Source organism: Rhizobium ruizarguesonis (assembly GCF_012349115.1).
Taxonomy (GTDB): domain Bacteria; phylum Pseudomonadota; class Alphaproteobacteria; order Rhizobiales; family Rhizobiaceae; genus Rhizobium; species Rhizobium ruizarguesonis.
Window position 1 is genome coordinate 166,558 of record NZ_PQIG01000002.1, and the last position, 19,218, is coordinate 185,775.

General features: G+C 62.4%; 19 protein-coding genes. 5 read left to right on the plus strand and 14 right to left on the minus strand.

The window, feature by feature from the left end:
• Positions 1-16: 16 nt before the first annotated feature.
• Both C3Y91_RS02200 and C3Y91_RS02205 read right to left on the minus strand, forming a co-directional pair.
• The gene (locus tag C3Y91_RS02200) at positions 17-757 is read right to left on the minus strand and encodes a 3-oxoacyl-ACP reductase family protein (protein ID WP_130662190.1); all 741 of its coding nucleotides are present in this window, start codon (positions 755-757) and stop codon (positions 17-19) included.
• 74 nt (positions 758-831) lie between these two features.
• A complete protein-coding gene (locus tag C3Y91_RS02205; RefSeq protein ID WP_168574923.1) occupies positions 832-1,410 on the minus strand; it encodes a TetR/AcrR family transcriptional regulator in 579 nt (192 codons plus the stop codon).
• 218 nt (positions 1,411-1,628) lie between these two features.
• On the opposite strand from C3Y91_RS02205, the gene C3Y91_RS02210 reads away from it, so the two are divergent.
• The 3 genes from C3Y91_RS02210 (at position 1,629) to C3Y91_RS02220 (ending at position 4,682) form a co-directional block, all read left to right on the plus strand.
• Entirely contained in the window at positions 1,629-2,429 is an 801-nt protein-coding gene (locus C3Y91_RS02210; protein ID WP_029871935.1) for an inositol monophosphatase family protein, read from the plus strand.
• 111 nt (positions 2,430-2,540) lie between these two features.
• Positions 2,541-3,647: a MotA/TolQ/ExbB proton channel family protein gene (locus C3Y91_RS02215; RefSeq protein WP_130662187.1), complete on the plus strand. Its 1,107-nt coding sequence runs from the start codon at positions 2,541-2,543 to the stop codon at positions 3,645-3,647.
• 3 nt (positions 3,648-3,650) lie between these two features.
• A complete protein-coding gene (locus C3Y91_RS02220) occupies positions 3,651-4,682 on the plus strand; it encodes a peptidoglycan -binding protein (RefSeq protein ID WP_018481040.1) in 1,032 nt (343 codons plus the stop codon).
• A 110-nt stretch (positions 4,683-4,792) separates the two neighbouring features.
• On the opposite strand, the gene C3Y91_RS02225 is transcribed toward C3Y91_RS02220, so the two are convergent.
• The 5 genes from C3Y91_RS02225 to C3Y91_RS02245 form a co-directional block, all read right to left on the minus strand.
• Positions 4,793-6,031, minus strand: coding sequence for an RNA polymerase sigma factor (locus C3Y91_RS02225; protein ID WP_130673075.1), 1,239 nt, complete (start codon positions 6,029-6,031; stop codon positions 4,793-4,795).
• Between the two features lie 7 nt (positions 6,032-6,038).
• Positions 6,039-6,377: a YciI family protein gene (locus C3Y91_RS02230; RefSeq protein WP_024323253.1), complete on the minus strand. Its 339-nt coding sequence runs from the start codon at positions 6,375-6,377 to the stop codon at positions 6,039-6,041.
• Between the two features lie 271 nt (positions 6,378-6,648).
• A complete protein-coding gene (locus C3Y91_RS02235) occupies positions 6,649-6,837 on the minus strand; it encodes a YegP family protein (protein ID WP_017968150.1) in 189 nt (62 codons plus the stop codon).
• A gap of 174 nt (positions 6,838-7,011) precedes the next feature.
• The gene (locus tag C3Y91_RS02240; RefSeq protein ID WP_018072876.1) at positions 7,012-8,001 is read right to left on the minus strand and encodes a Bug family tripartite tricarboxylate transporter substrate binding protein; all 990 of its coding nucleotides are present in this window, start codon (positions 7,999-8,001) and stop codon (positions 7,012-7,014) included.
• Between the two features lie 143 nt (positions 8,002-8,144).
• A complete protein-coding gene (locus C3Y91_RS02245) occupies positions 8,145-9,947 on the minus strand; it encodes an ABC transporter transmembrane domain-containing protein (protein WP_024323252.1) in 1,803 nt (600 codons plus the stop codon).
• Between the two features lie 193 nt (positions 9,948-10,140).
• Between C3Y91_RS02245 and rpmE the strand changes: the two genes are divergently transcribed.
• On the plus strand, positions 10,141-10,362 hold the full coding sequence (gene rpmE / locus C3Y91_RS02250) for a 50S ribosomal protein L31 (RefSeq protein ID WP_003542805.1): 222 nt from the start codon (positions 10,141-10,143) through the stop codon (positions 10,360-10,362).
• Positions 10,363-10,511: 149 nt separating this feature from the next.
• Here rpmE and rcdA read toward each other — a convergent pair whose 3' ends face one another.
• From rcdA to C3Y91_RS02265, 3 genes are all read right to left on the minus strand, one after another.
• Positions 10,512-11,027 carry a protease adaptor protein RcdA gene (gene rcdA / locus C3Y91_RS02255; RefSeq protein WP_003542804.1) on the minus strand — a complete coding sequence of 172 codons (516 nt, stop codon included), beginning with the start codon at positions 11,025-11,027 and terminating at the stop codon, positions 10,512-10,514.
• Positions 11,028-11,417: 390 nt separating this feature from the next.
• A complete protein-coding gene (locus tag C3Y91_RS02260; protein WP_018072878.1) occupies positions 11,418-11,609 on the minus strand; it encodes a DUF1192 domain-containing protein in 192 nt (63 codons plus the stop codon).
• A gap of 192 nt (positions 11,610-11,801) precedes the next feature.
• Entirely contained in the window at positions 11,802-13,100 is a 1,299-nt protein-coding gene (locus tag C3Y91_RS02265; RefSeq protein ID WP_018072879.1) for an MFS transporter, read from the minus strand.
• 172 nt (positions 13,101-13,272) lie between these two features.
• Here C3Y91_RS02265 and C3Y91_RS02270 point away from each other — a divergent pair, with 172 nt between their 5' ends.
• A complete protein-coding gene (locus tag C3Y91_RS02270) occupies positions 13,273-13,437 on the plus strand; it encodes a hypothetical protein (protein ID WP_018072880.1) in 165 nt (54 codons plus the stop codon).
• 46 nt (positions 13,438-13,483) lie between these two features.
• Here C3Y91_RS02270 and C3Y91_RS02275 read toward each other — a convergent pair whose 3' ends face one another.
• The 4 genes from C3Y91_RS02275 to C3Y91_RS02290 all read right to left on the minus strand — a co-directional run bounded on the left by C3Y91_RS02275 (position 13,484) and on the right by C3Y91_RS02290 (position 19,058).
• Positions 13,484-14,407: a PhzF family phenazine biosynthesis protein gene (locus C3Y91_RS02275; RefSeq protein ID WP_130656188.1), complete on the minus strand. Its 924-nt coding sequence runs from the start codon at positions 14,405-14,407 to the stop codon at positions 13,484-13,486.
• Positions 14,408-14,557: 150 nt separating this feature from the next.
• Positions 14,558-15,583 carry a class I fructose-bisphosphate aldolase gene (locus C3Y91_RS02280; RefSeq protein WP_130689747.1) on the minus strand — a complete coding sequence of 342 codons (1,026 nt, stop codon included), beginning with the start codon at positions 15,581-15,583 and terminating at the stop codon, positions 14,558-14,560.
• Positions 15,584-15,907: 324 nt separating this feature from the next.
• Positions 15,908-17,113 carry a phosphoglycerate kinase gene (locus C3Y91_RS02285; protein WP_024323247.1) on the minus strand — a complete coding sequence of 402 codons (1,206 nt, stop codon included), beginning with the start codon at positions 17,111-17,113 and terminating at the stop codon, positions 15,908-15,910.
• 70 nt (positions 17,114-17,183) lie between these two features.
• Positions 17,184-19,058, minus strand: coding sequence for a potassium/proton antiporter (locus tag C3Y91_RS02290; protein ID WP_024323246.1), 1,875 nt, complete (start codon positions 19,056-19,058; stop codon positions 17,184-17,186).
• Positions 19,059-19,218 lie beyond the last annotated feature (160 nt).

The following is a 19,218-nucleotide window of genomic DNA, read 5'->3' on the forward strand; positions in this document are numbered from 1 at the left end:
CCTCTAGGTTCTGCATTCAGGCGAGATAACCGCCGTCGATCGTCAGGCTGGCGCCGGTGACGAAGGCGGCCTCGGCACTGGCGAGATAGGCGGCGAGGCCGGCAATCTCGCGGTCCTCACCCAGGCGGCCAAGCGCCATCAGCGGCTTGAGGCGCTCATGATCGTCCTCATTGGGGTTCATGTCGGTCGCCGTCGGGCCGGGCTGGATGTTGTTGACGGTGATGCCGCGTGGGCCGAGATCGCGGGCGAGGCCGCGGGTCATCGAGGCGATCGCGCCCTTCGTCATACTATAGACCGCGGAGGTCGGAAAGCCGCTGCGATCGGCGGTGACGCTGCCGATGGTGATGACGCGGCCGCCTTCCTTCATGTGTCTTGCCGCTGCCTGGATGCCGACGAAGGCAGCGCGGACGTTGACGGCGAACATCCGGTCGAAATCTTCGAGCGAATAGTCGTCGAGCGGGTTGAGGATGAGAATGCCGGCATTGCTGACGAGAATGTCGAGACCGCCAAAATGCCCGGCTGTCAACGCGATGGCATCCTGTACGGCCTTCGCATCGGCGCTGTCGGCCCGGATTGCCAGCGCCCTGCCGCCAGCAGCCTCCAGCTCGGCGACGATCGCCTTCGCCTTGTGCTCCGAGCTGGAATAGGTGAAGGCGACGGCGGCGCCGTCAGCGGCGAGCCTGCGGACGATGGCGGCACCGATGCCGCGCGAGCCGCCGGTGACGAGGGCGATCTTGGTGGAAAGGGGTTGAGACATTTATGCTTCCTTTGTTTTTGGATTGATCAGTCTAGAATTGTCCATGGAAAGGCCGGTTCGGAGTTATCCCTTCGTCAGCGGAGGCTTCTGATTGCCATGCGTGCGATACCGCGGAGCGTCTCGGGTGGGGCGCCGTTTCGGGCGCTAACTTTCATGCCCGACAAAGCAGCGCCGAGAAACGGGATGGCGTCGGCGATATCGATATCTGTTGCGAGTTCTCCGGTCCTGCGAGCCTCAGCGAGAAGGCTCTCGATCGCCGCGTGAAGCGCGTGGCCGGCGCTGTCGGCAAGGGCTGCGATCTCGGCATCGGTGCGGCCGAATTCACAGATGGCGCTGACACCGAGGCAGCAGCGCCGTGCCTCGGCAGCGGGACGCGAGGCGAAGGCGACGAGAGCGCCTTCCAGAGCCTCGATCGGCCGGTCTTCGCGGCGAAGATCAGCGATGATCTTGTCGATGCTCTCCACATTGTAGCGCTTCAGCGCTTCCAGATAGAGGCCGCGCTTGTCGCCGAAGGTATCGTACATGCTTTGCCGGCTGATCTTCATCGCCGTCAGCAATTCCTCGGTCGAGGTGCCCTCATAGCCGTGCTCGGAAAATACGCCGATGGCGGCATGAAGGGCGGTCTCGCGATCGAATTCCTTGTGTCGTGCCATGACCAGGCTTCTACTCTTATTGGACTGATCTGTCCAGAATAAAATTAGTGGCTTCCGGCATCGCAGGGCAGCCATGCGCGCCTCCCCTTGAAATTTCCCTGATTTTGTGGTCTTGAGGCCGCCAATCTTCGCAGCGCTGCCTGTCATGCATGTTCAGGGACACTTCCCGCCCCTGGCAGCGCGCGCGCCCCGTATCAGTCCCAAGGAAAAATGCGCCGATGGCCCGTTCAGCTCTTCTCAATGTCATGGTTCAGGCTGCCCTCAAGGCAGGAAAATCGCTGGGACGTGATTTCGGCGAAGTGCAGAACCTGCAGGTTTCCGTGAAAGGACCGGGCGATTTCGTTTCCACCGCCGATCGCAAGGCCGAAAAAATCGTCAAGGAAGAGTTGCTCAAGGCGCGTCCGACCTATGGCTTCCTCGGCGAGGAAAGCGAGGAAATCAAGGGTACGGACGGCGCGCATCGCTGGATTGTCGACCCGCTCGACGGCACGACGAACTTCCTGCACGGCATCCCGGCCTTTGCTGTCTCGATCGCGCTCGAACGCAACGGCGAGATCGTTGCCGCCGTCGTTTTCAATCCGGCAACCGACGAGCTCTATACCGCCGAGCGCGGTGGCGGTGCCTTCCTCAATGACCGACGCCTGCGCGTCGCTGCGCGCCGGGCGCTGTCGGATTGCGTCATCGGCTGCGGCGTGCCGGCGCTCGGCAAGCGCAATCATGGCAAGTTCCTGGTCGAGCTTCGCCACGTGATGGGCGAAGTGGCGGGCATCCGCCGCTTGGGCTCGCCGACCCTCGATCTCGCCTATGTCGCGGCAGGGCGGTTCGACGGTTTCTGGGAAGCGGAGCTTGCGCCCTGGGACATGGCCGCCGGCATCCTGCTCATCCGCGAAGCCGGCGGTTTCGCCACCGACTGGGACGGCGGCGCAACGATGCTGGAGAGCGGCACGATCGTCGCCGGCAACGAGATCATCCACAAGGCGCTGATCGAAGTCGTCAAGCGGCCGGTTCCCGCCAAGTGACCGAACGAAAATCTGGCTGTTGTAAAGTCACGGTTTTCGCCCCGGCATACTTCAATTCGGCACAATGTTGCTCTAGTCTCCGCCAGCAATGACTCCGGAGGCAGCGACCCTATGGAAAATGTGAATGTGGCGGAGATCGGCTCCACCGAAAAGACGGCTGGCACTTATGCCAACAGGCTTTCGAGTCCCATGCCCTTCCTCTGGACGATGCTGCTTTTCCTCGTCATCGTCGGCTTTATCGCCGCCATCCTCTTCCGGCAGACGCAGACCGCCTTCATGCATAATCCGGGCCTGAACGGCCTGATCGTCGGCGTTCTCGCGGTCGGAATCATCCTTGTTTTCAACCATGTACTGGCGCTTCGCCCCGAGGTACGCTGGTTTAATTCCTTCCGCGCCGCCGGCAGCGTCGACAAGGTCAACCGCAATCCGCGGCTGCTTGCGCCAATGCGGGCGCTGCTCGGCAGCCGCAAGTCCGCAGTGTCGCTGTCGACGACGGCGCTGCGCTCGATCCTCGATTCGATTGCCAGCCGCCTCGACGAATCGCGTGATGTTTCACGCTACCTGATCGGCCTCTTGGTCTTCCTCGGCCTGCTCGGCACCTTCTGGGGCCTCATCGGCACGATTGGTTCGATCAGCATTGTCATCCAGTCCCTCGATGCCGGCTCGAACGGCACCGGGGACGTGCTCTCGGCGCTGAAGGAAGGGCTTTCCACGCCGCTTTCGGGCATGGGCCAGGCCTTCTCCTCCTCGCTGCTCGGCCTTTCCGGTTCGCTCATTCTCGGCTTCCTCGACCTGCAGGCCGGCCGCGCGCAAAACCGCTTCTATATGGAGCTGGAAAACTGGCTCTCCTCGGTCACGGATGTCGGCTCCGATCATCTTGCCCCGGCTCTCGACGCCGTTTCCGGCGCTTCGTCGGACGACATGCGCGCGCTCTCCGATTATCTGCGCAAGGTCTCCGAAGAGGGTGGTGCCGGCAGCCAGCGCTCCGTCGCCGCCATGGCGAGCCTTGCCGAAGGTATTCAGGGCCTGGTCAAGAATATGCGCAACGAGCAGCAGATGCTGCGCGACTGGATCGAGGCACAGCAGGATGAGGCGAAGGCGATGCGCCGCACGCTCGACCGGCTTGCCGAACGCATCGGCGTGCAGGAGCGCGCGGGCGACCGGGGCGAGCGTTTGCGCGACCGTGCCAGCCAGGCAGAAAAGAGCGAGGGCAAGTAAGCCATGGCTCTCGCCCGCAACCGGCGCCGCGAACGCACGGTCGATTATTGGCCGGGCTTCGTCGACGCGCTGTCGACGCTGCTCATCTCGATCATGTTCCTGCTGACGGTCTTCGTCGTCGGGCAGTTCATCCTCAGCCGCGAGATCACCGGACGCGATGAGGTGCTCAATCGCCTCAACAGCCAGATCAACGAGCTGACGCAGCTTCTCGCGCTGGAAAAGGGCAGCAACCAGGATCTCCAGGATTCGGTCGCCAACCTGCAGGCCTCGCTTGCCAGTGCCGAAGGCGACCGTTCGCGGCTGCAGGCGCTGCTGAATGCCGGTTCGGGCGGCCAGGATGCGGCGCAGAAGCGGATCGGCTCGATGACGCAGGAGCTTGACGAGCAGAAGCAGGTGAGCGAACGGGCGCTCAGCCAGGTCGAACTGCTGAACCAGCAGATCTCAGCGCTTCGCAGCCAGATTGCCGCCGTCGAAGCAGCCCTTCAGGCGTCGGAGGAGAAAGACCGGGTCTCGCAGACCAAGATCGCCGATCTCGGCAGCCGCCTCAACGTTGCGCTCGCCGCGCGCGTGCAGGAGCTGAACCGCTACCGTTCCGACTTCTTCGGCCGGCTGCGCGAGATTCTCTCGGACCGCGAAAATATCCGCATCGTCGGCGACCGGTTCGTCTTCCAGTCGGAAGTGCTGTTTCCTTCAGGCGGTGCCGATCTCAACCCCGAGGGGCAGACCGAGATGGCAAAGCTTGCCGCCGCCCTTCTCGATCTCGCCAAGGAAATCCCGCCGGAGATCAACTGGGTGCTGCGCGTCGACGGTCATACCGATAACGTGCCGCTTGCCGGAACGGGCCGCTATCGCGACAATTGGGAGCTCTCCTCGGCGCGCGCGATTTCGGTCGTCAAGTTCCTGATCGCACAGGGCGTGCCGGCCGACAGGCTGGTTGCCGCCGGCTTCGGCGAGTTCCAACCGATCGCGCCGGGCGATACGCCGGATGCGCGCTCTACCAACCGCCGCATCGAGCTGAAGCTGACCGAGAAGTGATTACGGCGCCGCGCGTCTTTGAAGACGCGCAAAGGACGCTGTAACACTTTGAATTGCTGCATAATTCCCTAAATCGATTCCGATTTGGGGAATTATGCGGTGGCCTGACATTACCGCTGCACGCCTTTTAACCGGCCGGCGAGAAAGTCGCGCACGGCAGGGCTGTCGCTGAGGCCGATCGCTGTCATATAGGCGTCGGCTGCGGCGGCACTGTCGCCGGCCTGCGCCTGAAGATAGGCACGCACGGCCCAGTAAGGCTGATAGGCTGCGACGTCGCGCCGATCGAGCTTGTCAAGCTGCTCCAGCCCGGCAGCGGCGCTCGAGGCCCTGCCGATTACCGCGGCCTGGCTGACGCGTGCACCCAGCGTCGGCTTCATCATCACCAGCGCCGCGTAGAGCGTCGTCAGCGCCTGCCAGTCGGTCGCTCCTGACAGCCGGCGCGCCGCATGCACGGACTGGATCGCCGCCTGGCACTGGAAGGGGCCGAAACGCTCGAAGCCTCCGGCCTTGCGCAACAGCGCATCCGCTTCGGCAATCATGATCGCGTTCCACGCGGCCGTATCCTGCTCGTCGAGCGGCACATATTGGCCGTTGCTGTCGCGCCGGGTGCTCCGGCGGGCTTGGCAGTGAAGCATCAGCGAGAGGAGGCCTATCGCCTCCGGTTCGTCCGGCAGCACTGCCAGAAGCGCACGGCCGAGCCAGATCGCCTCGCCAGCCAGCGAATGGCGTTCGTTCTCCCCGTCGAGCCCGTCCCATCCGAGACCGTAGGCGGCGTAGATCGCCGAAAGCACGGCGGCGAGCCGCCCGGGCAAGGCGGGGCGAGGCGGGACGGCGAAGGGAATGCCGGCATCGCGGATCTTTACCTTGGCCCGCACCAGCCGCTGGCTCATTGCCTCTGGTGCGACGACGAAGGTCCGCGCGATGGTCTTTGCCTCGATGCCGAGAACGGTCTGCAGCATCAGCGCCGTATGCACGGAGCTGTCGATGGCGGGATGGGTGCAGGCGAAGAGCAGCTTCAGCCGCTCATCGGGAAAGACGGCATTGCCGGCCTCGTTCATGCGTTCCTCCGCCTCCTCGAAGGCGACCGATATCGTCGTTTGCGCATTGGCCTCGACGGTGCGGTGGCGGGCGGCCTGCATGAGGTTGCGGCGGGCGGCCACCAGCAGCCAGGCTTCCGGATTGCCGGGAACGCCGCGCTCCGGCCAGACGCGAAGCGCCGAAGCCAGCGCTTCCGACAATGCATCCTCTGCCGCCGGCACGTCGCGCGAGCGGGCGGCGAGGAAGGCGATCAGCTTGCCGTAGGACTGACGCGCCACCTTTTCGGCAGCGCGTCCGGCATCGGGCGGCATTGCCGCCTCACATCTGCAAGCGCGGGCGTACTTCGACCGAGCCCTTGTCGGAGATCGGGACGCGGGTCGCCCATTCGAGCGCGGTATCGATATCGGGAACATCGATCAGATAGAAGCCGCCGAGCTGTTCCTTGCCTTCCGGATAAGGCCCGTCCTGAACATCGTGTTCCTCGCCTTTGCGGCGCACGATCGTGCCGGTCTCCGGGCCGGTCAGCCCGGCGCCACCGGTCATGATCCCCGCCTGAGCAAGCGCCTGGCTGTAGGCGACCCAGCCGTCGCGATAGACGGGATCGCCGCGGCGGGCGAAATCTTCGGCGGCTTCGCGAATAATGAGAGCATATTGCATGGAGAACTCCTGATCTCGTTGTTGCGTTGATCCGGGCGTGCCGATTTCGGGGACCGATATCCCGAAAACCGTGACGCCCGGCGGAGCGGCGGGGCCGTTCCGAAACAATGAGGCGCGGCCACCGGTCGTTTCGACATGGCCTTCAAAAAAATATGCGAAAAAGAAAAATGGCGCCGAAAATCGCAAGCAAGCGAGCCGGGCTCAAGGGCACCGGCGCTGCTCAAGGGCGCGAAAGGGCAGGGCGGCAATCACGCCGCCGCTGCCGGTCTGCTCAGGACTCGGCCTTCGTCTGGTCGACGACCTCGGCGCTTGGCGTGTTCTTCTTGATGGATTCGATGGCACTCATGGCGGACGCCTTCGCCTTGTAGCCCTCGGACGAGAACATGGCCTCCCCGTTCGATGCCTTGAAGCGGAAGCGGAACTCGCCGGCCTTATCCTTATAGACTTCGAATTTATACATAGATGTCTCCCGAAATCCCAAAACGCTGAATTGCAACCATCAGCTTAGGGGAAGCTAGATCAAAATGGCGAGCTTTTCCACTGCCTTAATCAGGATTGGATTGCCTAGCGTCCAATTGCCGCCGTTTCCATTGGACGCAAGTGAAGGAAGGATGCCGGTACATGCTCTTTCACATTACTCCATCTGGATATTCGCGCCCTTGACGACCGGCCCCCATTTGGCGAGCTCGGCCTTTACATGAGCAGCCAGTTCCTCCGGCGTCGAGCCGACGATGGTGGCGCTGAATTCCTTCATGCGTTCAGCGACGGCAGGGTCGGCAAGCGCCTTTTTAGCCGAGGCGTTGAGACGCATCACCACCTCGTTCGGCGTCTTGGCCGGGGCGAAAAGCGCGTTCCAGGTATAGGTCTCGTAACCTGGAATGCCCGACTCGGCGACAGTCGGCACGTCGGGGAAGGAGGGTGCACGCTCGGCCGTGGTCACCGCCAGCGCCCGCAGGGTGCCGGCCTTGATGTGGCTCGACGAGGAGGGCAGGTTGTCGAACATAATCGGCACCTGGTTGCCGATGACGTCGTTCAATGCCGGACCGGCGCCCTTATAGGGTATGTGCTGCATGCTTACGCCGGCCATGGATTTGAAAAGCTCTCCGGAAAGATGCAACGGCGTACCGTTGCCCGATGAGGCGTAGCTGTATTTGTCGGGCTCGGCCTTCAGCAGCGCGATCAGCTCCTGCACGGTCTTTGCCGGCAGCTCCGGATTGACGACCAGCACGTTCGGCACGACGACGAGCAGTGAGATCGGCGCAAAATCCTTTTCGGCGTCATAGGGCGTCGATTTCAGGATGAGCGGATTGAGGGCGTGGGTCGCGACCGTGCCCATCAGGATGGTGTAGCCGTCCGGTTCGGCGCGGGCGACGTTACCGGCGCCGAGATTGCCGCCGGCCCCGGCGACGTTCTGGACGATCACTTGCTGGCCGAGATCCTCCGACATCTTCTGCGCAACGATGCGAGCGACGACATCGGTCGAGCCGCCGGCCGCGAAGGGCACGACCATGGTGATCGCGCGATCGGGAAAATCCGCAGCAGCGGCAGACGCACCGACGGCAAAGGCAAGCACACCGAAACCGAGCGCAAGGCCCGTACGTCGCGTTATATCGGAAAGCGCCATTCCTATCTCCTCCCAAGGATTTCAGCCGCAATATCCCCACCCCGGGGAATGAAGAGGTTAGGGCGGGACGCGCGAAAGACAACCGCAGGAAGGCACGGTGGCGGTCAGACTTTAGTCGCTGTTGGCCGGAGAAGTGGCGCAGGCTATTTCGCCGCGGCGAGCACATCCTCATTCGCGGCGTCGAATTGCAGCCGCGCCAGCCGCGCATAGATGCCGCCGTGGCGGATCAGGCTCTGATGCGTGCCCTCCTCGACGACGCGGCCCTGGTCCATGACGAGGATGCGGTCGGCCTTCAGCACGGTGGCTAGGCGATGAGCGATGACGAGTGTCGTGCGGCCGTCCACCAGGCCGTCGAGCGCCTTCTGCACCAGCGTCTCGCTTTCTGCGTCAAGCGCGGAGGTTGCCTCGTCGAGCAGCAGCACGGGCGCGTTCTTCAAGATGGCACGGGCAATGGCGATGCGCTGGCGCTGGCCGCCGGAGAGCATGATGCCGCGTTCGCCGACCTCGGTCTCGTAGCCTCTGTCCAGCCGAGCGATGAATTCGTCGGCCTGCGCGGCAAGGGCTGCGGCGCGGACCTCGTCTCGCGAGGCGCCGGGACGGCCGAAGGCGATGTTGTCATGGATCGAGGCGGCAAAGATGGTGACATCCTGCGGCACGATGGCGATGCGCTGGCGCAGCTCGTCGGGCGTCGTCAGCTGCGCATCGACACCGTCGATCTTCACGCTGCCCTGCTGCGGATCGTAGAAGCGCAGTAGCAGCGAAAAGACGGTGCTCTTGCCGGCACCGGAAGGGCCGACAATGGCGACCGTTTCACCGGGCGTGATGGCGAAGCTCAGCCCATGGAGGGCCGATTTGCCTGGGCGCGCGGGATAGGCGAAATGCACACCGGAAAATTCGACGCGGCCACGGCCGGGCGAAGGAAGAGCCTGCGGGCTGGCGGGGGCGGCGATCGGCGAGACTTCGTCAAGCAATTCGGTCAGCCGGTCGGCAGCACCGGCTGCCTGCGAGAGTTCGCCCCAGACCTCCGAGAGAGCACCCAGCGACCCGGCGGAGATGACGGCATAGAGCAGGAACTGGCCGAGCGTGCCGGCCGAAAGCGTGCCGGCGAGCACGCTGTGGGCGCCGACCCAGAGAACGGCGACGACGCTGCCGAAGATCAGCGTGATGGCGATCCCTGTCAGCAACGCGCGCGAGCGGATGGCGGCGCGGGCGGCCTCGTAGGCGGATTCGACGGCGGTGCCGTAACGCATCGCTGCGGCATCTTCGCCGTTGAAAGCCTGGACGGTGCGGGTCGCGGCGATCGTCTCGTTGGCGAAGGCGGAGGCATCGGCGAGCGTATCCTGGGCGGCGCGCGAACGTTTGCGCACCGAGCGGCCGAAGGCGACGAGCGGGAAGACAATCAGCGGGATCGCTCCGATGACGAGGCTCGAAAGCTTCGGCGAGGTGACGATCATCATGCCCATGGCGCCGATACAGAGGATGAGGTTCCTGAGCGCTACAGAGGCAGTGGCGCCGACGGCGGACTTGATCTGCGTGGTATCGGCGGTCAGGCGCGAGACGATCTCGCCGGACTGGTTGACATCGAAGAAGGAGGGCGACAGCCTCGTCACATGTGAAAAGACATCGCGGCGAAGATCGGCGACGATGCGCTCGCCGATGGTGATGACGAAATAATAGCGCAGCGCACTTGCGACCGCGAGCACGATGGCCATGACCATTAGCATGGCGAAGTAGCTGTTGATAAAGCGACCGTCCGACTGGGTGAAGCCGTGATCGATCATGCGACGCACGGCGAGCGGCAGCGCCAGCGAAGTGACGGCGGCAAGCGCCAGCGACATCAGCGCACCGGCCACCATGGCGCGATAACGCATGACGTAGGGCGTCAGCCTGCCGAGCGGCTGTAGCGACCGCCTTTTGTTTTCCTCAGCCCGTGCCTGCTCTGCCAAATCGTCTCCGATCGCCCGCAGGACCCGCGCAATGCGGCCTGTAGGCTCTTGTTATCTAGGCGTCCTTCATGTATAGGCACCGCATCCTAATGGGAAGCCGTAGCCATCACGACTGCGGCTTCATTTATTCAATCGGTTCGGTGGCTGCAACTGCATGCGGCAAATTGAACTCCGGTATCGCAGGAAGATTGTTATGAAGGCAGGCATCCATCCCGAATATCACATGATCAAGGTGGTCATGACCGATGGCACCGAATACGAAACCCGCTCGACCTGGGGTTCGGAGGGCGCTGTCATGAACCTTGAAATCGATTCCAAGTCGCATCCGGCCTGGACCGGCGGCAACCAGCAGCTCATGGACCGCGGTGGCCGCGTCTCCAAGTTCAACAAGCGTTTCGGCGGCCTCGGCCTCTAATCGTTTTTGCTCGACGGAATTCGAAGAGAGCCCGGTTTTGCCGGGCTTTTTTGCGTTTGCAAGGGTTCGGGAATACCAGTGTTCAGCAGCAAACAAAAAACCGGCTGCGTAAGACGCAGCCGGTCCGTATCGAAGTCTCACAGATTCGGTCAGTTGTTCCCGAAGGCGGTCTGCAGCAGGGAAAGCTGAGCCTGGACGCTGTTCTGATTATCATGAACGATCACGGCTTCGGACGGGCGGTAGATCTCGCGGTCGAGCAGGGCAATGCGGTTCTGCAGACGCAGCGAGCGCTCGACGAGGTCGCGGAAGGATTCCGGCAGGTCGCCCCAGCCGGGCGCGGCGCGGTCGACGTTGAAGCCGTCGAGACGGACCTTGTTCTTTTCGGCCAGTACCTGGTCGCGGGACATTTCGCCATTGTTGACGGCGCGCTGCAGCAGCAGCCAGGAGGCCATCTGCATGAGGCGGGTGGTGAGACGCATCGATTCCGCGGCGTAAAGGACCGAGGCCATCCGCGGCAGAACCTTGGAGGCCGCGCGGCCCTGGCCGTCGAGGTAGGCGGCAGTTTCTTCGACCAGCGACATGCCTTCCGCGTAAAGTGCCTTGAACTGCGAGGATGCAGCGGCGCGGCCTGCAAAACTGATCGTGTTCAATCCAACTTCCGACATCGCAATAGTCCCTGTTTGCACGCAGCTACATATATTCAGGTAACGCCGGCACCGACGGAAAAGTTTCCGGGGCCCGTCTTTATGACTTTAAGATGGTATCATTAGCCCAAATGCGCAAGCCGTTTCTTAAGAAAGGGTTAATCTCCACAGTTTCGTGGAAGTGCGCCGGCCATGGGAAAAAGAAGAGCCGCAAACGCGGCTCTCAAGGTAAAACAGGGAGAAAAATCAGACCAATTCACCGCTTGGAAAACTGTCTGAGATCCAGAGAAAATCCGGATGAATATAGTAATACCTTATAAAGCTTAATATTTTATTAACATTGTGCCGAATTAAGACTTGAGGCGGTCTGTTTTATCCACCTATAGCCTTGTTTTTCGGGGTTTTAGCGGATTACGAGCGGAAGAAGCTTTCCGCCGCCTGCCGCCCGGAGGCCTTGCGAGTGGCCTCGGCCTCAAGACGGGCGATCTCCGTCTTCAGCAACTCCACCCGCGCTTTCAACTCGTCGACCGAAAGCATGGAGAGATCGGCACCGATCTCGTGGCCGAGTTTCTTCTGCGGCCGGTCGTCATCGATGAAGCTCATGGTTCGTCCTCCGTTTGCTGCCTATAGCTTTTCACGCAAGTGCGGACGCAAAACCGCTGCGCAGTTTTGCCGGAATTGCTCCAGAGCATGATGCCGAAAAGTGTGAGCGGTTTTCGGACGACATCATGCTCGCACTATATAATGTAGAACAGGATTCAAATTTTAGGCCGACCCGGCCTAAATCATCCTTTTCTAGCCGAACTTTACAGCAGGATCGTCGCTTTCGGGAGACTTTCCGGTTTCGGGAGGTTTGCTGGTGCCGCGGTCGGCAAGCGACATGCTTTGCGGTGTCAGCATCGGCGAGGTGCCAGTCGGGATCGTCGTGTAGGCGTCGCGGTCGCTGGCGGGGATCGCAGCGCGGATGCGGCTTCGGATGATGGCGTAAACGGTGATCAGCACATGGGCGATGGCGGTGACGAGGAAAAGCGCATGCGGAGTGATCGCCGACATGACGGGACCGCTGATCGTCGGGCCGATCACCGTGCCGATGCCGTAGAGCAGCAGCAGGCCGCCGGAGACCTTGACGAAGTCCTCCGACGCCGCGAAGTCGTTCGCGTGGGCGACGGCGATCGGATAGAGCGTATTCGCCACCGCGCCGTAAAGGACAACAAGCCCGATCAGAAAGGCGGGGGACGTGGGGTGAAGCAGAAAGATCAGCAGGCCGGCAAGGGCGGCGATCCCTGACATGGCGGCAAGCACGTAGCGCCGGTCGATGCGATCGGAAAGCCGGCCGGCCGGCAGCTGCATTACGGCGCCGGCGAAGATGGTGGCGCTCATCATAACGGCGATGCTGGTGTCGGAGAGGCCGGCGCCGGCGCCGAAAACGGCGCCGAGCGTGCCGTAGGCACCGTTGGCGATACCGACGAGCAGGATGCCGAGGCAGGAGACCGGCGAGTTGCGATAGAGCGCCGGCAGGTCGAGGCGCACTGCCTTCAGCGGCTGCGGCGAAGCGGCGGTCGACAGCGTCGTCGGCAGCATGGCGATGCAATAGAAGATGCCGCAGATCATGAACAGCACCGGCGTGCGCACATCCTCGAGCGGGATCATCATCTGGCCGCCGACGACACCGAGCAGCGTGATGCCGATATAGAGCGAGAAGATCGCGCCGCGGCTCTCGTTGCTGGCGCGCTCGTTCAGCCAGCTTTCGATGATCATCGACGTGCCGGCGGTGGAGAAGCCGGTGACGGCGCGCAGGACCACCCACCAGACCGGATGAATGATGATGCCGCTGACCAGCGCGATGATGGCGATGATCGAGATGAAGCCTGAAAAGGCACGCACATGGCCGACGCGGCGCACGATCTTCGGCGCAACCAGGCAGCCGATGACGAAGCCGCCGGCCCATGAGGTGCCGAGCAGGCCGAGCGTCGTCGTTGCGTAGCCTTCGAGATTGCCGCGCACGGGAAGCAGGATGCCCTGCAGGCCGTTGCCCATGAAAAGGAAGAGCGTGCCAAAGAGCAGCGCGGCGACGGATAGAAGGTTTCTTTTCATTTCCCCAGACTCGGTCTCAGCGATTTGCAATGGACATAAGGCAAGACCTGCGTCAGCCCAGTCTCAAGATGATTGATTGTGCCCCGGAATGTCTTTACGGCGTGTGGAGATCCTGTGTTCGCTCGGAAAAATGTCCGTCCTGTGACATTCCGAAAAACGGAAAAAATAAAGCATGACAAAGCTGATAGCCTTGCTGCTCATCCTTGCCATGGCGATACAGGTGATCAAGCCGCTCGGGCTTCCCGGCCTCAGGCGGCGGATGGATTTCTGGAAGCTCGCGCTGATCGCTTTCGGCGTCTGGGCATTGGCTCTGCTTTCGCGCGATTTCCTGATGTAACCCTGAATTACATATGACCCAGGGGCTACCACCCGACCTGCGACCGTCAGTCCCGCAAGCTAATTTCTCCGCGCATGACGGAAACGCAGCTTCCCGAGATGACGACATCGGTGACGATGCCGTTGAACTTCACGACATCAAGGGTGATGACGCTGCGGCGGCCCATTTCGACGCCCTGTTCAATGGTGATGCGGACGTTCATATCAGTCTCCGGCGCCAGCGAGACGAGATAGGCGCCGAGCGCGGCTGAAGCGCTGCCGGTTGCCGGATCTTCGGGCACATTGTCGAGCGGCGCGAACATGCGGGCGCGGATATTCCATGGATTTTCGGCTGCCCTCACATAGACGAAGAGCGAGAAGTCGTGGCCGCTGGTCGTCTGGCGACCGGCAGCTGCCTGGAACCCGGCAAGGTTGGGGCGCGCCGCGGCCAGCGCTTCGAGCCCGTTCAGTTCTGCGACGGCGAAGGTCAGGCCGACCGAGGCAAAGACCGGGGCATGGGTGGTGCTGACGATGACGCCGGGGTCGAGCGAGACGCAGCCGGCGACGGTTTCCGCGGCAATGGTATCGCCGACCGCCAGCGGCTGCGGCGCGCGGATGGCGGCAGCAGCAACCTTTCCGCCGCTGCGTTTCAGGCTGACCTCAACGATGCCGGCCTTTTCCTCGAAGCGCAGCGTATCGCCGACCGGCTTGCCGAAGATCTCCGCCTGCTGGCCGAGCACATAGGCCGTGCCGACGTTCGGATGGCCGGCGAAGGGTATTTCCATCGTCGGGGTGAAGATGCGCACGCGGGCGGAATTCTGAGCGTCTTCCGGCGGCAGCACGAAGGTGACTTCGGAATAGTTGAACTCGGTGGCGATCTTTTGCATCGCCGCATCGCTCAGACCGCGCGCATCGGAAATGACGGCAAGCGGATTGCCCTCGAAGCGGGTGGAGGTGAAGACATCGACGGTGACATAGGAGAGGGTGTTCATGGCGGCTCCTGTTGTGACAGGGCGCTATGAGTAATCACGGTTTTTCGCGGAACGAAGCGGTTTCTTGTCGCCGTGACAATGAGAGGATAGGGAAGGGCTGAGGGCAGGAAGCTGCGTTTGCCGCTCCCTGCCTATCTCGAACGTGAAAAGTCACGCGGCCTTTTCCAGGTCCTTCTTCCAGTTGCCCTTGGCGGCGAGGCTGTTCATCTCGGCGCGGTGGGTGAATTCGCGCTGGCCGGCGGCGACATTTTCCTGCTTGCCGTTCCAGGCCTTGAGCGAGCTGTCCTGCAGGGCGCGACCGTAGGAGAAGGTGACGAACCAGGGCAGGTGGCCGATGGCATTGATCGCCGAAAGGTGGGCTGTCGCTTCTTCGGTCGTCTGGCCGCCGGAGAGGAAGGCAATGCCGGGAACGGCAGGCGGAACGGTCGCCTTCAGCACCTTGACGGTGCATTCGGCAACTTCCGCGACCGAGGCCTTGCGGGCGTTCCTGCCGTCGATCACCATGTTCGGCTTCAGGATCATGCCTTCGAGATTGACGCGGGCGTCGGCGAGTTCCTCGAAGACGATGCGCAGCGTGAACTCGGTCACTTCGGCGCAGCGGTCGATATTGTGGTCGCCCGGTTTGCCGTCCATCAGGCATTCCGGCTCGACGATCGGAACGATCCCGGCCTCCTGGCAGAGTGCGGCATAACGAGCAAGCGCCTGAGCGTTGGCGCGGACGGAACCGCGGGTCGGCAAGGTCGGCGAGATGGCGATGACGCCGCGCCACTTGGCGAAACGGGCGCCGGCTTCATAATATCTGGCAAGGCGCTCGCCGAGGCCATCGAGGCCTTCGGTGATGGTTTCAGCGGGATATTTGGCCATCGGCTTGGCGCCGGTGTCGACCTTGATGCCTGGAATGGCGCCGGCTGCGCGGATGATATCGACGAACGGCGTGCCGTCCGCAGCCTTCTGGAACAGCGTCTCTTCGAAGAGGATGACGCCGGAGATATATTTCTTCATCGCCTCGTCGGAGCGGAAGAGCATTTCGCGGTAGTCGCGCCGGCTCGTTTCGGTCGATTCGAGATTGATCGCGTCGAAACGCTTCTTGATGGTGGAGGTCGATTCATCGGCGGCGAGCAGTCCCCGGCCGCCCGTAACCATCTGCATTGCAATGTCTTCCAGTCGTTCGCTCATTTCGTTCTCTCCACAACAATAAACATCGGCACTTCAGGAATATAGAACGCGGATAACAGAAGTTTATAGGGAGGAAAATGGAGGGCTAAGTCATTGAAACGATTGAATTCAATTCAATCGTTTGAAAGTTGGGATTTTTTTCGCCCTCTGAGCAAAAGACCGCGGAAGCTTCTTTTCTTCCGCGGTCTATCCACATGTAAAAACTGCGAAATCAGTCTTACCGGTTACCTACAGCGCCGCGCGTCTTTTCAGACGCGCAAAGGACGCTGTAGCACTTTGACTGGCTGCATCATTATGACCTTAAATCGGTTCTGATTTAAGAAATTATGCAGCAGCGGCGTTGAGGACGGCGACGCCGGGAAGCTCCTTGCCCTCCATCCATTCGAGGAAGGCACCGCCGGCGGTCGAGACATAGGTGAAATCGTCGGCAACGCCGGCATGGTTGAGCGCCGAGACGGTATCGCCGCCGCCGGCAACGGAGGTGAGCTTGCCGGCCGCAGTGCGCCCAGCGGCATATTTCGCAGCAGCGACGGTTGCAGCATCGAAGGGTTCGATCTCGAAGGCACCGAGCGGGCCGTTCCAGACCAGGGTTGCGGCGCGCTCGATCCAGGCGTTGATGGCCTCGACGGATTTCGGGCCGACATCGAGCACCATGGCATCGGCGGGAATGGCGTTGATATCGATTGTCTCGTTGGCGGCGCCGGCCTTGAACTCGCGGGCGATCACGCCATCCTCCGGCAGGATGATGGCGCAGCCGGCGGTGGCCGCCTCGATCATGATCTGCTTGGCGGTTTCGGCGAGATCATGTTCGCAGAGCGACTTGCCGACATTGGTGCCGCGGGCGGCGATGAAGGTATTGGCCATGCCGCCGCCGATGACGAGCGCATCGACCTTCTTCACGAGATTCATCAACAGGTCGATCTTGGTGGAGACCTTGGCGCCGCCGACGATCGCGACGACAGGGCGCGCCGGATCGCCGAGGCCCTTTTCCAGCGCCTCCAGCTCGGCCTGCATGGTGCGGCCGGCATAGGCCGGCAGGTGGTGGGCAAGGCCTTCGGTCGAGGCATGGGCGCGGTGGGCGGCCGAGAAGGCATCGTTGACATAGATATCGCCGTTGGCGGCAAGCGCCTTGGTGAAGTCGGGGTCGTTCTTTTCCTCGCCCTTGTGGAAACGGGTGTTTTCCAGAAGCAGGATATCGCCGTCATTCATCGCGGCGACGGCGGAGGCGGCGGCCTCGCCGATGCAGTCGGACGCCGTCAGCACGGCATGATCAAGCACTTCCTCGACGGAAGGGGCGATCAGCGACAGCGACAGATCCGGCGAAGGACCATCCTTCGGCCGGCCAAAATGAGCCAGAAGGATCACCTTGGCGCCCTTCTCGGACAGTTCGAGGATCGTCGGCGCCACACGCTCGATGCGCGTCGTATCGGTGACCTTGCCGTCTTTCACCGGGACGTTGAGGTCGACGCGGACGAGAACGCGCTTGCCGCTGAGGTCGGAAAGATCGTCGAGGGTCTTGAAGGAAGGCATGGGGAGGATCCTGTCGTGGTTGGCGAAAGTTGCGCCGAACATAGCAAGGATCATTCGAGACGCAAGGCGTTCAGCGGCCGTTTTCGCGTGTGCCTTCGTCGCGTCCGGCCGGGGCTTTCGGCGGAGTTTCGGAGACCGCGTTTTCCCGGTTCCGGCGCCCGTTCAACCGGTCGCGGACGCGCTGGATGATGTCCTTGAGATTGATGAAGATCGGCAGCGTTATCGCCGGCTCGACCGCTTCGAGCGACATGCCGACGGAAGTGACGTGGTCGTGCTCATCGAGATCGCGGACGATGAGGATGATCGAGCCGAGGCGGACGCGGTCGGCATAATCGGCCTTGCCGCCGAGGCGCTGTCGCATCAATTCGGCGATCGTCAGGCCCTTTTCGGATTCGTTGAGCAGGCCGGGGCCATAGGCGGCGTCGAGATCGGCGGCGGGGCGGGCAGGAGAGAGCGCGAAGGCGCCGAAGAATTCCGCATCGTCGTCATCGACAGGCGCACGGCTGGCGAAGAGCCGGTCGAGCAGGCGGGAGTAGCTCGGGACGATGAAGAGGTAGACGAGATCGTTCTCGCGCAGCCGCCCGGCATATTGATAACGCATCGACTTGCCGTCGCGGATGACGAGCGAGGGTGTCGCCCAGCGCGGAATGCGTTCGCCGCGCAGCACCGGGCTATCCTTGATGACGCGGTAGGAGAGCAATTCGTGGTGGGCGGCACCCGGCAGGTCGACCTCAACCTTGTCGACGGCGCCGATGCGCGGCGGAATGATCAGCCCGAGCTTTTTGGCGACGGGCTTGATCGTCCAGCCCTGGACGAGCAGCGAGACCAGCACGATGATGAAAGCGGTGTTGAAATAGATCTGTCCGTTCTCAAGCCCACCGAGGATCGGCATGATGGCAAGCAGGATAGAGACGGCGCCGCGCAGGCCGACCCAGGCGACGAAGCCGATCTCTTGCTGCGTGTAATCGAAGGGAAGCAGCGACAGCCAGACCGCCAAGGGTCGGGCGACGAAGATCAGGAAGAGGGCCAGCAGAATAGCCGGCACGATGATGACAGGGAATTGCGACGGCGTGGCGAGCAGGCCGAGCACCAGGAACATGATGATCTGCGCCAGCCAGGTCATGCCGTCCTGGAAGCGCTTGATGGTGCCGATCGCCTGCATCTTGCGGTTTCCGGCGTAGATGCCGGCGACATAGACGGCGAGGAAGCCGCTGCCGCCGACCGCGCCGGTGAAGGAGAAGACGAGAAGAGCGAGCGCCAGCACGAAGATCGGCGTCAGGCCGCGATCGGTATCGAGCCTGCTGACGATCAGCACGATCATCATGCCGCCGAGCAGGCCGAGAATGACGCCGAGGCCCATCTGCTGCACGAACATGGCGAGCATGCCGATATTGATGCCGGCGTAACGCTCGCCGCTCGCCAGCACCTCGACAAGGGCGATGGTGAGAAAGATCGCCATCGGATCATTGGTGCCGGATTCCACTTCCAGCGTCGAGCGCACCTTGTCGCGAATGTTGATGCCGCCGATGCGCAGCAGGAAGAAGACGGCGGCGGCATCCGTCGATGCGACGATCGAGCCAAGCAGCAGACCTTCCAGCCAGGTGAAGTTCAACAGCCACATGGCGGCGAAGGCAAAGAGCGAGGCGGTGATCAGCACACCGACCGAGGCGAGCGCCAGGGAGGGCACGGCCGCCAGCCGAAAGGCCTGCATCGGCGTACCGAAGCCGGAATCGAACAGGATGACGGCCAGCGCGATGGAGCCGAGAATATAAGCGAGATAATTGTTGCTGAACTCGATGCCGAGGCCGTCGACGCCGGCGGCAAGGCCGATCATCAGGAAGAGCAGCAGCAGGGGAGCGCCGAAGCGGAAGGCGAGCAGGCTCGAAAAAGCGGCAAGAAGCACGAGCGCCGTCGAAACCAGCACCACGATATAGAACGCTTCCATGCCCACCCCTTTCCATCGACTGCTTTGCGAACACAGCCGCCCCGGCCGATCCGCCTCTATTCAACCCCTCCGTCACGCGCGGCGATCCGTCAGTAAACGGCAAAACGTCAGAGAAGGGTAGGCCTTGCGGCTTAACCTCGTCGCGATGCTGCTTCATGCT